This is a genomic window from Akkermansia sp. JRP_AM1 (assembly GCF_049262625.1).
Classification (GTDB): Bacteria; Verrucomicrobiota; Verrucomicrobiia; order Verrucomicrobiales; family Akkermansiaceae; genus Akkermansia; species Akkermansia massiliensis.
In genome coordinates, this window is the sequence record NZ_CP118234.1 from 2,241,152 (window position 1) to 2,256,082 (window position 14,931).

The 14,931-nt window shown below is 55.6% G+C and carries 11 protein-coding genes and 1 pseudogene; 8 read left to right on the plus strand and 4 right to left on the minus strand.

Annotated features, from left to right (window positions below):
- The first annotated feature begins 116 nt into the window (after window positions 1-116).
- The 7 genes and pseudogenes from PVA48_RS10700 to PVA48_RS10730 all read left to right on the plus strand — a co-directional run bounded on the left by PVA48_RS10700 (window position 117) and on the right by PVA48_RS10730 (window position 6,280).
- On the plus strand, window positions 117-539 hold the full coding sequence (locus PVA48_RS10700) for a hypothetical protein (protein WP_423231719.1): 423 nt from the start codon (window positions 117-119) through the stop codon (window positions 537-539).
- A 316-nt stretch (window positions 540-855) separates the two neighbouring features.
- Window positions 856-1,266 (plus strand): AIR carboxylase family protein, encoded by a 411-nt coding sequence (locus tag PVA48_RS10705; protein ID WP_022397467.1) that lies wholly within the window; start codon window positions 856-858, stop codon window positions 1,264-1,266.
- 21 nt (window positions 1,267-1,287) lie between these two features.
- Window positions 1,288-1,824 (plus strand): bifunctional pyr operon transcriptional regulator/uracil phosphoribosyltransferase PyrR, encoded by a 537-nt coding sequence (gene pyrR / locus PVA48_RS10710; RefSeq protein WP_102721084.1) that lies wholly within the window; start codon window positions 1,288-1,290, stop codon window positions 1,822-1,824.
- 28 nt (window positions 1,825-1,852) lie between these two features.
- A complete protein-coding gene (locus tag PVA48_RS10715) occupies window positions 1,853-2,779 on the plus strand; it encodes an aspartate carbamoyltransferase catalytic subunit (protein WP_022397465.1) in 927 nt (308 codons plus the stop codon).
- Between the two features lie 6 nt (window positions 2,780-2,785).
- Window positions 2,786-4,060 carry a dihydroorotase gene (locus tag PVA48_RS10720; protein WP_146021205.1) on the plus strand — a complete coding sequence of 425 codons (1,275 nt, stop codon included), beginning with the start codon at window positions 2,786-2,788 and terminating at the stop codon, window positions 4,058-4,060.
- A gap of 63 nt (window positions 4,061-4,123) precedes the next feature.
- Window positions 4,124-4,801, plus strand: a complete 678-nt coding sequence (gene tsaA, locus PVA48_RS10725; RefSeq protein ID WP_102729125.1) for a tRNA (N6-threonylcarbamoyladenosine(37)-N6)-methyltransferase TrmO — start codon at window positions 4,124-4,126, stop codon at window positions 4,799-4,801.
- 340 nt (window positions 4,802-5,141) lie between these two features.
- Window positions 5,142-6,280 (plus strand): annotated as a pseudogene (locus tag PVA48_RS10730) (serine hydrolase domain-containing protein).
- An 87-nt stretch (window positions 6,281-6,367) separates the two neighbouring features.
- Here the strand turns inward: PVA48_RS10730 and PVA48_RS10735 are convergent.
- From PVA48_RS10735 to PVA48_RS10750, 4 genes are all read right to left on the minus strand, one after another.
- Window positions 6,368-6,751, minus strand: coding sequence for an SH3 domain-containing protein (locus tag PVA48_RS10735; protein ID WP_102721088.1), 384 nt, complete (start codon window positions 6,749-6,751; stop codon window positions 6,368-6,370).
- A 113-nt stretch (window positions 6,752-6,864) separates the two neighbouring features.
- Entirely contained in the window at window positions 6,865-7,455 is a 591-nt protein-coding gene (locus PVA48_RS10740) for a hypothetical protein (protein ID WP_102729122.1), read from the minus strand.
- A 501-nt stretch (window positions 7,456-7,956) separates the two neighbouring features.
- A complete protein-coding gene (locus PVA48_RS10745) occupies window positions 7,957-8,961 on the minus strand; it encodes a hypothetical protein (RefSeq protein WP_102733189.1) in 1,005 nt (334 codons plus the stop codon).
- A 5-nt stretch (window positions 8,962-8,966) separates the two neighbouring features.
- Window positions 8,967-14,093, minus strand: coding sequence for an RHS repeat-associated core domain-containing protein (locus tag PVA48_RS10750; protein WP_423231720.1), 5,127 nt, complete (start codon window positions 14,091-14,093; stop codon window positions 8,967-8,969).
- Between PVA48_RS10750 and PVA48_RS10755 the strand changes: the two genes are divergently transcribed.
- Entirely contained in the window at window positions 14,092-14,871 is a 780-nt protein-coding gene (locus PVA48_RS10755; RefSeq protein ID WP_418338193.1) for a hypothetical protein, read from the plus strand. The genes PVA48_RS10750 and PVA48_RS10755 overlap by 2 nt on opposite strands.
- Window positions 14,872-14,931: the final 60 nt, after the last annotated feature.

The window sequence follows — 14,931 nt, forward strand, 5'->3', positions numbered from 1 at the left end:
TGCGGGAAAGAAAAAAGGTTTTCACCGCTGAAAAGGCGATGAAATTATTCAAATGGTTTTCCCTGGCGGGTATGGCATGGGGATGCGGTTGTGGCGTATTGAGCGGACAGGACGTTGTGGAACCGCTCATGCCGAATGTGGATTTGGAAGTGCAGCAGTTCAGGAAAGCCCGCGCGGCTATCCTCAAGTACCGTGTCATGCTTGAATTGTGCTGTGAAATTATTTCCCTGGAACGGGGAACTCCGTCCGGTGACAGGAGTAAAAGCATGTTTGACCTCATGCCGGAACGGTTTGAGGCGGAATGTCCGCCTGATTTCCGGGAGTCGTATATTGACGTCCTGAAGATGGTGGATGAATACTGGAAGGGAGATTTTTCCCGGAAAGACATATCCGTTGTGCAGAATCTCATGGCCAGTCTGGACGAGGCCAGGGAACGGTTTGACCATCAATATGATTTGGGCCGCTCCATGAATGCGTTGATTGACTGGCTGGACCGTGGGACGATGAAGAGGGAGGGGAAAGCGCCCCTGACCTTTTGAAGCGCCTTTACCAGTGGAAAAAGGACCTTGAGTCAGGCAAGGCGGTTATTCCGGAGGATGCGGGAGACCCTTCCGGAAGCTCCGGGCAGTGGAGACGCGGAACAGGGGAAGAGGCGGTTTCACAGGCAGACCATGAAAGAGATGGGTGAAATGGGGGAAAAGGCGTGTGCCCGGTGAGGCCGTTCCGGAGTTTTTGCGCCTCCGTCCGGGCATCCTTCACGCCCGCGGCCCCCGCCGTTTTTTTTGAAGGTTAAGTCTTGCCAGGGCAGGGGGCTTGGGGCCATAATCTGCAAGTTTCACAACCGCACACACAGCCATGAAAGTCATCGTCATCTACGGCAGCCCGAATGATAAGCCCTTTATGGAACCCGCCCGCGAGTATTTTGCGCAGGAGAATGTTCCGTATGAAGAAACCGTCCTGTCCGCCCACCGCGACCTCCCGGAGCTGGTCAAGTTCCTGGGTGAGCTGGAAGCCAGCGGGGAAAAGGCCGTCATTCTGGCTGTGGCCGGGCTGTCCGCCGCCCTTCCCGGCGTGGTGGTGATGAGCTGCTCCCTTCCGGTCATCGGCGTGCCCGTTCCCGGAGGCCCCCTGAACGGCATTGACGCCCTGCTGGCGATCGCCCAGTGCCCGGGCGGAGTGCCCTGCACCACGGTGGGCCTGCACAAGAAGACCCCCGTCAATGCCGCCATGGCCGCCCACCGCATCCTGAAGCTGGCCGGCCTGTAACGTTCACTCCTTTCCCATCAGATGACTCCTCCTCCGTCACAGGAAATCGTGTTGGACGGCCCGGGGATTTCCCGTGCGCTGGAGCGCATGGCCCACGGCATCGTGGCCCGCTTTCCCGGGGAACCGCTCGCCATCGTCGGCCTGCTCAGCCAGGGGGACGTCATCGCCCGGAGGCTGGTGGACAAGGTGAAGGAGCTGGGCGTGGAAGCCCAGTACGGCGCCATTGACATTTCCCTGTACCGGGATGACATTTTCAAGCTGGAGGCCCGCCCCTCCCTCCGTTCCTCCAACCTGCCGTTTTCCACGGATGACATGAGGGTGGTGCTGGTGGACGACGTCCTCTACACGGGCCGCACCGTGCGCGCGGCCCTGAACGCCCTCTTCGACTACGGCCGCCCGGCCCGCATTGAACTGGCGTGCCTGATTGACCGCGGAGGGCGGGAAGTGCCCATCCAGCCGGATTACACGGGCCATGTGCTGGACCACGCCGGAGCCAAGGTCATCGTGAGCATGAAGGAGGCCGACGGCGAGGACCGCGTAATCATCTCCTCCCACTAGACACTTTTCAATCCATTACCCGTTTTCCATGAATCCCCGCAAGGACCTTCTCAACATCTCCTCGTTGACTGACGAGGAAATTCATACGCTGCTGGATTCGGCCGGTCCGATGAAGGAGCTCTTCACCAAAAGCGTCAAAAAGGTGCCTGCCCTGAAAGGGAAGTCCGTTTTGACGCTTTTTTATGAGCCCAGCACCCGCACCCGCTCCTCCTTTGAGGTGGCGGCGGAACGCCTGTCCGCGGACGTGACCAACTTCACGGTGTCCACCTCTTCCGTGGTGAAGGGGGAATCCGTGCAGGACACGATCGCCACGCTCCAGGCCATGAAGGTGGATTACGTGATCGTGCGCCATTACAACAGCGGCCTGCCGAATGTGATTGCGCGCCATACCTGCGCCAGCGTGATCAACGCCGGGGACGGGGCCCATGCCCATCCCTCCCAGGCGCTGCTGGACTCCTTCACCATCCGGGAGGTGTTTCCGGAGGTAAGGGGCAAGCGCGTGCTCATCGTGGGGGACATCCTGCATTCCCGCGTGGCCCGCTCCACTTCCCTGCTGATGAAGAGGCTGGGGATGGAAGTGGCCTACCTGGGGCCGGGCTCCCTGGTGCCGCGCACGGAGCACTCCGGCATCCCGCGCTTTTCCGATTTCAACGAGGCGTTCGCCTGGAAGCCGGACGTGATTTACCTGCTGCGCGTGCAGAAGGAGCGGCAGGACGCCCCCTTCTTCCCCAGCGCCCGGGAATACAACAAGATTTACGGCGTCACGGAAGAACGCCTGAAGCGCATTTCAGATGAAGGCCTGTATATCATGCACCCCGGCCCAGTCAACCGCGGCGTGGAAATCTGCGACCTGGCGATGGATTATGAGCGCTGCCTGATCAACCGGCAGGTGGAAAACGGCATCGCCTGCCGCATGTCCATCCTTTACCATCTCACCCCGCAAACCCAGCACTGATTGCTCATGAAAACTTCCGTACTTATTCGCAATGCCCGGACGGCGGACGGTTCCGCTCCGGTGGATCTTCTGGTTTCCGGAGGGGTAATCGCCGCAAAGGCCCCCGCCGGGACGCTCCCGGAGGATGCCGCAGAAAAGGTGCTAGACGCCTCCGGAAAGCTGGTTCTGCCCGGCCTGTTTGACCTTCACGCCCACCTGTGCCAGCCCGGACGGGAAGACAAGGAGCGCGTGGCCACGGCTACCGCGGCGGCCCTGCATGGCGGCGTGACCGGCCTGATGGCCATGCCGGATACCGATCCCGTGATGGACAATGCCGCCCAGATCACCACGTTCATGGAAATATGCCGCACGGACGCGCTGGTGGAGGTCATCCCCTCCGGCTGCCTGACCAAGGGGGACGGCGGGGAAGAGCAGGCCTCCTATGACTCCCTGCGCGCCAAGGGCGTGCGCTTCATCACGGACGGGGACCGCACGCCGGACAACATGCTGCTGCTGTACCGCGCCATGCAGTACGCCAGCAACCTGAACCTCACCTTCGCCCTGCGGGGGGACGTGCCGTCCCTGACGGCCAAGGCCACCATGCACCCGGGCACCACCTCCTACCGCCTGGGGCTGACGGGCTCTCCCTCCTGCGCGGAGGAAATAGGCATGGAAACCATCATCCGCCTTTCCGTGGAGACGGGCAACTCCCTGCACGTCCAGACCGTTTCCACCGCCGGCAGCGTGGACATCCTGCGCCGCTGCAAACCGGTGACCGCCGGGCTGAGCGCGGAAACGGCGCTCCACCACCTTCTCTTCACGCATGAAGACGTGGGCCGCTACGATACCAACTACAAGACGCTCCCGCCCCTGCGCGGGCAGTCGGACGTGGACGCCCTGATCGCCGCGGTGAATGACGGCACCATTGACTGCATCGTCTCCGACCACACGCCCTGCACGCCGTTCTCCAAGCTTCAGGACTTCGTCGTCGCGCCGCAGGGCATGATTGCGCTGGATACGTTCCTGCCCGCCATTTACCAGTATCTAGTGGAACCCGGGAAAATGTCCTGGCAGACGGTGGCGCGCGCCTGCAGTGACGCTCCCCGCAGGCTCATGGGGCTGGCTCCCGTTTCTTTGGAAGAAGGCGCTCCGGCCAATCTGGTGGTGTTTGACCCGGAGGGTGAAACGCCCGTCACGGATGAAACGCTCCGCAGCCGCGCCCGGAACACCCCTTTCCTGGGCAAAACCCTGAAAGGGAAGGTGGAAGCCGTAGTGCTCGGAGAACAGCTCCACTGCTTCTGACGAAAGCGTAACGCAGAAAGACCGGAGACTGTTAATTATTAACTATTAGCTATTAACTGCCGCTTGCATCCTGTCGCCCGCGTCAGCACGTGTTATCCGGACAAGTTCGGCGTACCGCGCCAGAGCGGGCTGGTTCCGGGTGCGCGTGCGCGGCTGGTATTTGAGCCGCCGTTCCGTCATCCGGATGCCGTCCGCGGCCTGGAAGGGTTTTCCCACCTGTGGCTGATCTGGGTATTCAGTGAAAGCGTAAACGAGGGATGGAGCCCTACGGTCCGGCCTCCGCGGCTGGGGGGCAACGTGCGCATGGGCGTGTTCGCCACGCGCGCGCCGTTCCGTCCCAACCCCATCGGCCTGTCCGCCGTCAGGCTGGAAAAGGTGGAACTGCACCCGCAGGATGGCCCGGTGCTGCACCTTTCCGGCGTGGATCTGGTGGACGGCACGCCCATTCTGGACATCAAGCCATATGTTCCGCTGGCGGACTGCATTCCGGAGGCTTCGGAAGGATTTACGGCTGTTCCCTATGAACGGCTGGACGTGGAAATCCCCGCCGCTCTTGGCTGCACCATGACCCCGGAGGAACGGAAAGCGCTGGCGGATACGCTGGCCTTGGATCCGCGCCCGCAGTACCAGGACGATCCGGAACGGGTTTACGGCCTCCTGTTTTCCGGCTGGGAGGTGAAATTCAGGGTGGAAGGCAGCCGGCTGCTGGTGCTGGCCCTTCATGAAATCAAAGCTGGGTGAAGTACGGCGCGGGAGGCATGATGCGAGCAGCATGCCATCGCTGGAAGGGGGAAATCGTATGGAAAACTGCTTCTTCTCCCGTGTCTGATGCGCTTTTTCTTTTGCCTGCAACTCCTCTCCCTTGATGCCGGAGTGGCTGGCCCCGGAGGACTCAGGAGGCTGCGCCAGGAGGAAGTGGAAGATGCAAGGTACCGGAAAACTTTCCTTCTGCCGCGTTCTATGGGCTCCCGCCCTCTGTTTCAGGGGTCTTTTTCAAGGCAGGGCCGGGGCTTGCTTTACATGACCGGGGGGAGTAACCTTCCGCCCGGACTCCGGAGGTAGCGACGGGGTGTTTAAGGGGATGAACAGTGACCGTCAGATAGTTGAAGCGTTTGAAAGGAACTTCCGTGACTACGGGGAACTGGGCGCCTCCGTTTCCGTCTGGAAGGACGGAAAGGAAATCGTTTCCCTTCATTCCGGGTTTGCCGTAGCGGATGAAACGCGCCCGTGGACGGAACACTCGCTGGTGCCCGTTTACTCCGCTACTAAGGGAGCCTCTTCCGCCGCCCTGCTGCTGGCCCTGCACCGGCAGGGAGCCTCACCGCAGATGAGCATGGGGGAACTGTGGCCGGAATTCCCGCTGCCTTACGCATCCATCGCGCAGATGATGTCCCACCAGTGCGGCCTGGCAGCCTTTTCCCGGACGGCCAGCGTGTTTGACCATGAGGACTGCGTGCGCGCCCTGGAGGAAACCGTTCCGGCGTGGCAGCCCCGGAGCACGGCTACCATCCGCATACCTACGGCGTGATGCTGGATGAACTCATGCTGCGCCTGACCGGGGAACGCCTTTGGCGTTACTGGGAGGAATACATCCGTACGCCGCTGGACCTGGACTTTTACATCCGCCTGCCGGAATCCGAATTCAGCCGGGTGGCGACCTTGTACCCCGGCAAGATGGACATGTCCAACATGGGCACGCCGTTTTATCAGGAATACATGAAGAAGGGAACGCCCGTGAACCGCGCGTTCAACACCCTGACAGGCCTGAACAGCGTGCGCCAGATGAACACGCCGGAAGCGTGGACGTCCGGAGCCCCGGCATTCGGTGGCGTGGCCTCCGCCCGCGGCATGGCGCAATTCTACCAGGCCTGCCTGGGGCTGGATGAACTACGGATATTCCCTTCCGCCGTGCGCGGCTGGATGCAGGACATTGTCATTGACGGCCCGGACCTGACCCTGAAAACGCCCACTGCCTTTTCCTGCGGCTTCATGCACGATCCCGCGGATCCCGTCACGGGCCGCAAGCTGCGCCGCCTGTTCGGTTCCGGCGGCTTCGGGCACGCCGGGGCGGGCGGCTCCCACGCCTTTGCGGACCCGGTCTGCGGCCTCTCCTTCGGCTACGCGATGAACCGCATGGACCTGAACGTGCTGCCCGGCGTGAAGACCCGGAACCTTATCAGCGCAGTGATGAAGGAAATGGAGGAGAGGCCGGGGGCCTGACCTTTCTCCCGGAAAGAACCGGAGGACAGAGGAAGAAAAACCGTTCTTCCTGAGTAGGAGGGAGATTTTCCGTATGCGCCGTCTCTTTCAAGTACGGTTGTTTTCGGAAGCCTGCGCCGCTCCCTCTCCAATGGTCTCATTGGGTATCCAGCCTTCCTCCCGGTCGCTTGTTCTCCGGACCCACGTCCACCCGTTCAGCGTCCTGATCTTGAGGATATCTTCCCCCGGGTCTACGTCCAATTCCCTGGCGCTGTAATCTTCCAGCACCGTTCCCCGCGTTCCGTCTCCCGGAAAGTCAATCAATTGAACGGGAACCCAGCCTCCTGTCCCTTTACTGTTTTCCGCCCATATCCAGTCCTTCCAGTTTTCCTCCGGAGCTCTTTCCCCCAGCGTAACGCTTTCCCCCTTTTTCAATTTGATGGGATGTTCATATTCCGTCCTGTGTGAAGCTATCGTTTTAAAGGTTTTCATTATTATATATGTGTGATGATCTTTTTCCGTATGGTAATAGAGTCCTATTCGCGCCTCAGTGGCTGTTACATGATTTGACGGGAGCTTGTGTTCCTGATGCGGCGGATATCAGGTTAATCTTCATTTGCTTTCACCCATGCCAGTTTCCATTCCCGGCCCATTCCGTCTTTGGCCCTTAGGGTGAGTGTTAGTTTCAAAGGGGATAATGATTTTTTGCCGATTTCCATGAAAAGAGAATTCTCTTCCGTTTTGGTGGTGACGGAGTCGGATGTCCAGAGAATGGATAAGACAGACGTATTTTTTATTTCCGGAGGAAGATGAGCGGTTTCATTGGGATTGATAAAATGCGTCTCCGTCTCGGCATATTCCCTATTTTCAGCGGATTGTCTGGATTGGGTTCTTTCAATAATAAGAGTTCCTACTTCAGCAGATAGAGAGTCCTGCGTTTCCTGGTTTTTGAAATAGAGATGGGGAAACTGGGAAGAAATATCCGGAACGAAATCGTCATCTCTATGGTCGGCACACTCGCTTTTTTCTTCCGTTCCAGCCTTTTGAGAATCGAGGCGGATGCTCTTTTCATGCCAGATAATGCTCCCCTCCACGAGTGAGACGGCAGCGAGGAGAACAATAGTGATATTTGTAAGACGGTTATTCATGCTTCTTTCAAACAGGGGTGGGATGATGAAAATTCCAATGCTGGTCATTGTTTTCCGGCAGCATGTCTTGATGCATTCCGGTATGTAAAAGCGCATCTCGCTGCCCATCCGCAAGGGATAGTGCAGTGAGATGCGGTAATGACGTTCAGGAAGTCCATCTGGCCGTTGATGTACAGGGTGCGGGAGAGAAGGAAAGCCTCTCTGTTGGCGTTGTTTTCCTTGTGCAGGTATTGCATCTAGGAGGTGTAGTTGCCGTAGGCAATCAGAGCGTCTTCCACCTTCTCCATTAAGGTGAGGAAGTATTTTGTTGAGTCCCTTTTGCTGTCCAGTAGAACGTTTTTATTATAATTCTTGTCAATGCCGCTTCCTTTTCCATAGCAGCTAGATAGAAAACATTAAGCGGATGAAGTCCCTTGATTTGCTTTTAATTCCCAGATTCGCTCCAAGGGAATAGACAAGATTTTTCGATTGAACAATTTTAAGCTGGATTTTTCTTTCCGCAGTAGAAAATAACCTATTTTTATCTCTTGAAGAAGCCCGTTTCCAATTTCATTCTTTGACTTCCGCTTTTACCAGCTTTCCCTGTCTATTGATAGAAAATTCCTGAGAACTCCATTTTATGGATGTAACTTTCAATCTTTTACCAATCAAATCCTTCCAATTTAGAGGATTGAAGAATTTTCGATCGTGCGCGTCAGCCGTATACTTCTGAAATCCGTCACTTCGAATGTACAAACGTTCTCCCGGCAACAGAATTTTCCTGTCTTCTTTTTTTGTTTCCCTGCCAGCTTCCCCGATGATTTTTTCATGATTCTCCATTACTTCCACCAACCGAAAATTCATGTCAACGTTCAAAGGTCCCGTATACCCGGTTAAAGGAACCTGTAAGGGGTGATCCGTCTCATTCTTTAAAACGACTGACAAATAAAATTGAGGGGTCCGCGACGATTCATCAGCTACGATGCCGGTACATTCTAAGATTCCCTCATGGCCGGTTGTATCCCCATAACTTTTTATTTCCAAAATTTTGGGGATTACAAATATTCCCGTCAGCCATGATATAGTGCCCAGCATGTTGTCGTCATGTTCAACGTTGCAATAGCTTTTGATCATGTACGAACCACTTGCAAGAAGTGAAGAAGGTACGGCAAAGAAGATCATCATTTTTGTCTTAGGAGCAATTTCTTCACGCAAACTTATTCCGCAACGCCCTAATTTTTGCTCTGGATAGACTCTTACCCACTGTTTTCCTTCTTTCCGAAAAAGTTCGAACGTCTCAAAAGATACATCGGAAATGGCAATATTTGATGAAGACACGTTCTCCAGAAAAAAACCGAGGTACACTTCCCCTTCAACCTTCCTTGGAATCAAGCGTTCACTCCATACAGAAGAGGGCAAACTCTCAAAACAACCAGCAAATGACGTTTGTACCCATTGTAGACTTATTGAGGTTCGGTCATTTCTTATTTCATTCTGAACTGTCCATGCCCCGGCATGAATAGGAAAAAAGAGCATTAAACAGATGATTTCCAGTATGAATTTATTTTTCATCATTTTTCTTATCTTGGTAAAAGAGCACCCTCAACTTGATCCTTCACTATATTTGCAATCTCATCAGAAATTTCTGGATAATTCACTCGTTTCCAAGTATGAGGAGCATTTGGACCATTGTCATAAGTTTCTTTTGTGTTTGCTATTGCCGTATTGTACTGCTTATCCAGAACAGAAATAGTACGCTTAGTTGCATTCTCTTTGCAACTTCCATAGGTAAAAAAATAAATAATGCCATTACTCAATTCTTCAACAATTGCAGTTTTCAATTCCTCCCCGGCTAACCAAGCTTTAAAATCTTTCACATGATCCATCTCCTTACTGTAAACCCAGTCATATGGAGCATAAACACTGGAATTCGTAGCGCCAACAGATTTGTAAACATAGTCACTTGAAATTTTAAAAACCATGCCATTCTCCGCAACAATATTATAATACGTCAAATCTTCCGGCTGATTAATCACAATAATCACACTGGCTTGGAGAGAAACACTTTTTACTTCACACGGGCTTGCTTTGGCAGCTTTTGCCTTACCACATATAACAGAGATTGATGCCCGGTTTATTTTTACTTGAGTATTTGCAAAAACGTTGGGATCAGTAGCTTGAATTTTAAATATGGAATCTTCTCCCACTCCTTCTGGAATGAATCCAGCAGGCGTTTCTATAACATTTACTTCATCTGTTCCAGTGACATTAATATCATCCTTTGTTAGAAGAAGTCCCAGGAAATCCCATTCCCAATGATTGCTGACAAATCCATAAAGATTACGTCCTGCCTGTTCCCGTATGGGATCCCTGTTGATCCACCTACCGTCGAGCGGATTAAGATGGCGATAGTTGTAGTAGACAAGCCCTAATTCATCGTCTGTGAACTCGCAGGAAAAACGGAACTTGTTGGATTGTGCCATGTCTCCGTCCGCTGTAAGCAGGGCGCCGAAAGGAGCATACTCGTAGCGGGCTCTTCGCGTTCGTTGGCCGTCGAAAATGGAAGTCACGTTTTTTCGAGCATCGTGCATGAAATAAAAATTCTCTTCCGTTGTCACTCCCCTTTTCCATCTGGTCGTCATCAGGACGCGTGTAGCCGTACGCACCGTCGGATCCCATACATGGGTTCTCGTCAGCATGGCTTCCGAGTGCATCAGATCCAGCTCAGCTATTTGTAAATAGCCTCGGTATAAATAGTAGGAATGAGAAGAGGTAACTGCATTGATAGTGATTTTTTTCTCAAAGCGGCGGCCCTGGTAGTCGTAGCCGCAGGTGATGGTTGTTCTGCCATCCTGGCTGGCGAAGACGACGGGGCGGTCGTTGGCGTCGTAGGACACTTCCCATATGCCCGTTGAGGTCCTGATGCGGGTCTGGTTGCCGTCGGCATCGTAGACGGGGTTAAAATCTTCTTCTCCCCCGGCAATATCCGTGTACTGGTTGAGCCGGTTGGATTCATAAGCTACTTCTTCCTCCAGTTCCCGGGCTGTTTTGCGGTTGCCGATGTTGTCATAGCAGTACGCAAAGCTTCCTCCCCGGCTGATGCGGTCTTCCAGCAGTTCACTGCGGCTGTTATAGGTAAAATCTCTTATCGTCTCAGGAGTGGTAGCATCCCACGAGTCCCGCAGCTGGACGGGACGCATCAGCGCGTCGTACTGATATTTATGCCCAACAACTGTTTCCTCATTTCCCTCCATCTTATAACCGATAGCGGTTACGAGGTTGAGTGTGGGATGGTAGGTGTTTTGGCGGACCATGCCGTTGGGGTAGGTGAGATGGTTGAGGAAGCCGCTGGTTGGATTGTACTGCCAGGTAAAGGGAGAAGCGATGCCTTCCAGATTCATCCCAATCATGCCGCCTTTGGAATCGTAGTCAAGATGGGAGTGCTGCACGGTGCGTGTGCCGAGCATCAGGCGGTATCCGTTGGAACGCCCCTGGGCATCGTATTCTTCTTGAAGAGAACTTTCCACCTGTCCAAAGGAAGTGTCCTGAATCATCCTGCCGTAGCTGTCATAGGAAAATTCCCTGAGACCCGAAGCGTCATAGACGGAGATTATCTGCCCTAGATGGTTGGATGAAAAGATCCAGGGAGAAGTTCCATCGCTGTAGGAAACCGAGATGAGTTCTCCTGTAAAGGGAGCATACTTATACGTTGTGACAAGCCCCCTGGCTTTGACAAGTGTCTCCTGACGGTTGAGCTCGTCATAGGTTCTGGAAACACAGGAACCGTCGGCATAAGTCTTTTTCAATTCCAGCCCCGTGGCCTCGTCATAGAGCCAGGTGGTGGTGTCTCCGTCGGTTCGGCCGGAAGGATCGGAAGTGATGTCGCCTTCGTTTGCACGGAAGGTAGTCAGGGCCACTATGCGGTCGGCTTCGTCGTAGGCGAAGCAGGCCGGCTGAATGGCGGTGCCATATTCGGCTGTCTTTCTGCCGCGGATGTCATAGGAATAGCAGGTCGTTCCCACCAGGGCATCGGTGATACAGGCGGGATTGTCACAGCAGGGCAGGTAGTTGTTGGTGGTCACGTTGCCTGCAGAATCGGTGACTTTGACAGTACGTCCCGCAAGGTCGGTTTCCGTGGTGGTGACATTGCCTCTGGCGTCCGTGTGCTTGAGAACCATGCCCGTGGAGGCGTAGGAACGGGTTTGTGAAGAACGGATTCCAGCGTGATCGGTCTGGCTGGTCTCAAAACCGTCCACGACCAGTGATTCAGCTGTGATCTCCGAAGTGGGAATGCGGCTGAACCAAGTGCGCCTGGTTGGAGAGGTGTACTCCGTCCACTGGATGTTCTGCTGGCCGTAGACGTCCGTGGTGATGGATTTGTTTTCCAGTACAGCGCTGAGTCTGGAAACCATGTTTTCCGTGGTCTGGGTGAGGGGGAATCCGTCGGCGTTGCAGGTGGTGGAAGTCTGCACCTGGTAGACGCCGTCTTCCCGAACCCGGTAACAGGAGGAACTTTCCGATATCCTGTTTCTGGTGGTGTCATTGGGATGAAGTTCATCCAGAAGAACGGTCTGCTTCACGGCTTGCCCCAGTTCGTTGTAATCCGTGAGGGTAGGAGCAAGATCCTCCGTTTGAGAGCGGACCGATTGTCCTTTGTCGTTGTAGAAGTTCCTGGTGACGATAAAGCCGCCCCTGGTATTGGGATGTTCCTGCCGGACGGTTTGACCAAAGCCATTTTTCAGAATCCGCGACAGCACAACTCCCTTGGACAAGGTCGTGGTCAGGATGCCTTCTTCGCTCAACTCCAGCTTGGTCTCCACTTCTCTTTGCCCCGTTCCTCCCTGCCAGAGTATGGTTCCATCATAGTACTTTTTGGTAATCAGCGTAGCGCCTGCCGGGGTGGTGGTGGTAGTGGTGAGTCCGTCTTCGCCGTACCCGGTTCGGGTGGTGCGTCCCAGCATGTCCGTGGAAGAAATCACCCGCCCCAAATCGTCGTACTCCGTGCTTTCCGTCGCCGTCATGGGACCCACGTCACGCCGCGTGGCGATTGTCCTTCCCGCCGCATCCTTCGTGTAGGAGATAATCGTTTCGGGCGTGGTTTCCGTCGCAGCCCGAATAGTCTCCACCAGCTGCTTGGCCGAGTTGTAGCCGTAGCCGGTGGTGATGCCGTCTTCGTCGGTTTCCCTCAACGGGCCGCAGCACATCCACTCCGTCGTGCTGGTCCTGCCGTTGCCCTTGGTCGTCTTGATGAGCCTCTGCTCGTCGTCGTATTCGTAGTCCTCCGAGGCAATCAGCGACCAGTCCTCTCCGGTGTGAACGTATTGTTCTCTCCTGGTGGTGGCGCCGTTTTCAGCGATGTATTCCACGTTTCGTGTGCTTTGTCCCGGAACGATGCTTCCGTTGGCCTGCACGGTCTCCGTCACCTGGTGAATGGCTCCGTATTCCGCGGCGGCTTCGTAAGTATAAACGGTTTGCACCCCGTCAATACTCTGGCTCATCTTTTGCCTGCCCCGGGCGTAGGGATATTCGGCTCCTTCCCCATAAGTCTCTTCTACACTCGTATGAACCTGGTCGCTTCCCAGCGCGGTTTCCGTGACCGTGGTGCGGTTCACCTGCGGGCTGTCTTCATAGGTGTAAGTGCGTTTGAGAAGCGCCGTTTCCGTCCCGTCCTCGGCAATGATTACTTCAGTTTCCGTGGCGGGTCTGAAGTCGTTAAAGCGCAAGTCGGCGTAAGTCGTGCGTGTTCCCTTTTCACCGCCTCCGGCCCAGGGAGAGGCCTGCAGCACTACTCGTCCCTGCTCGTCGTACTCGTAGCGCGTATAGCCGCCATTGGGCTTGAGTTCCAGGGACATCCGGAACTGGTCGTTGTAGGTATAGAGGGTGGTCCGGGCCAGAGGGGTCTTGTATCCCTCCGTCCGGCTGATGGTCAGCCAGCCGCCGTCGGTATACTTCTTCACTGTCCGGGTACAGGAGGCGGGCGCTTCCTCGTTGATGCCCTGGATGGTTTCAATGCGCTCCCACTTGGAGTCGGTCAATGCATTGCGTTCAATGGTGCGAACGATGCGCTCCTCTCCCTCCCCCTTGACGATGGTCACCTTGTTGCCTTCTTCGCGGCGTTCGATGAAATGCGGCTCCTGACCGGCGCGCCGGTTGGTGATATGGGTGACCTTGACTCCGTTTTCAAGCGAGGTTTCATAGACGGCCGTTTTGTAGGGCTCTCCGGTAACGGTGAATCCGCCTTCCCCGTCTGGGATGGTCTTGCCGGGAGCATACCACTCCAGGGTGAGCCTGTCGCCTTCGGGAATGCTTCTCATCAACCCCTGGGCGCGGGAATAAACGCTGGCAAGGGAGCCGTTTTGATGGTAAGTGACCTGGACCTTGCTGAAGTACTCCTCGGCAGAGATCACATGGCCCGAAGAGCTGGTGACCGACACGACCTCTCCGGTGGCTGCCGAGAAGCGCAGGACCATGCCGCCGGGAAGAACCATGTCCATGAAGGCGGGAGTACCCTGGAGGTTGGGAGTAAGATCTTCGTTGAGAAGCCTCACACGGTAGTTGACCTTCCTGGAAGAGCCGATGGGAGAAGCATCGCTGCTTCCCTCGTTAGCTTTGAAATAGAGATGGCTTCCGGAGGGGCGCTTGACGGTGACGCGGCGCTCGTCAGCCGAGAAGGAAGCGCTCCAGGCCATGGGGTGGTTGTAGCGCATGGAAAAGCCGCTGGAAGCCGGGGCATTAGTGGTGGCAGAGCGTGCCGTCCTGATGAACTTGGCGGGAGCCGGAGGCGTGGGTCCTGCCGGGGAGGAAGGGTTGATGCAGGCGTTGCCCTGGCAATCCTGCTCTCCCTCGGGATCCCCCGGAGTGGGCTGTGTCTGGACACAGTGTTCGTCCCCTTCCTCATTGCACTCACATTCACAGGGGCAGGGTTCCTCTTCCTGGTCCGGCTCGCTGGAAGAAGAGGAAAGGGAACTTGAACTGCTGCTGGAAGATGAGCTTGAGCTCGAAGAACTTGATGACGAAGAGCTGCTGCTGGAAGACGAGCTGGAAGAAGACGATGAACTCGAACTGCTCGAGGAGGAGCTGGAAGACGGAGCGCTGCTGGAAGAATCCGGCTCCTGGGGCGGCAAGGAACTGCTGTGGAAACTGGAAGACGACCAGCTGCTGGAAGAAGATGACGAGGAAGAACTCGAACTGCTGGAAGACGACGAACTGGAAGAAGAAGGCGGCGCGCTGCTGGAGGAATCCGGAGGCTCGGGAGCCGAAGAACTCTGCAGGGAGCTGGAAGACGAACTGTTGGAGGAGGAAGAGCTCGAACTGCTGGAAGAAGAACTCGAGCTGCTGCTGGGCTTGGGATCAAACTCAAACGAATCTCCTCCCCCTGCCGAACTGCTCGACGAATCTCCTTCTTCCACCTCCTGGTACAGGTTGACCAGAGTCAGGACGGTTTCTCCTTCCTTGCCGGCAGGCGTGTTTTCCGCCAGCAGGTAATAGTCCAGGTCGGGCTCTCCTTCCTTGTCGCTTACCAGGGCAATGCAGAACTCCTGTTGG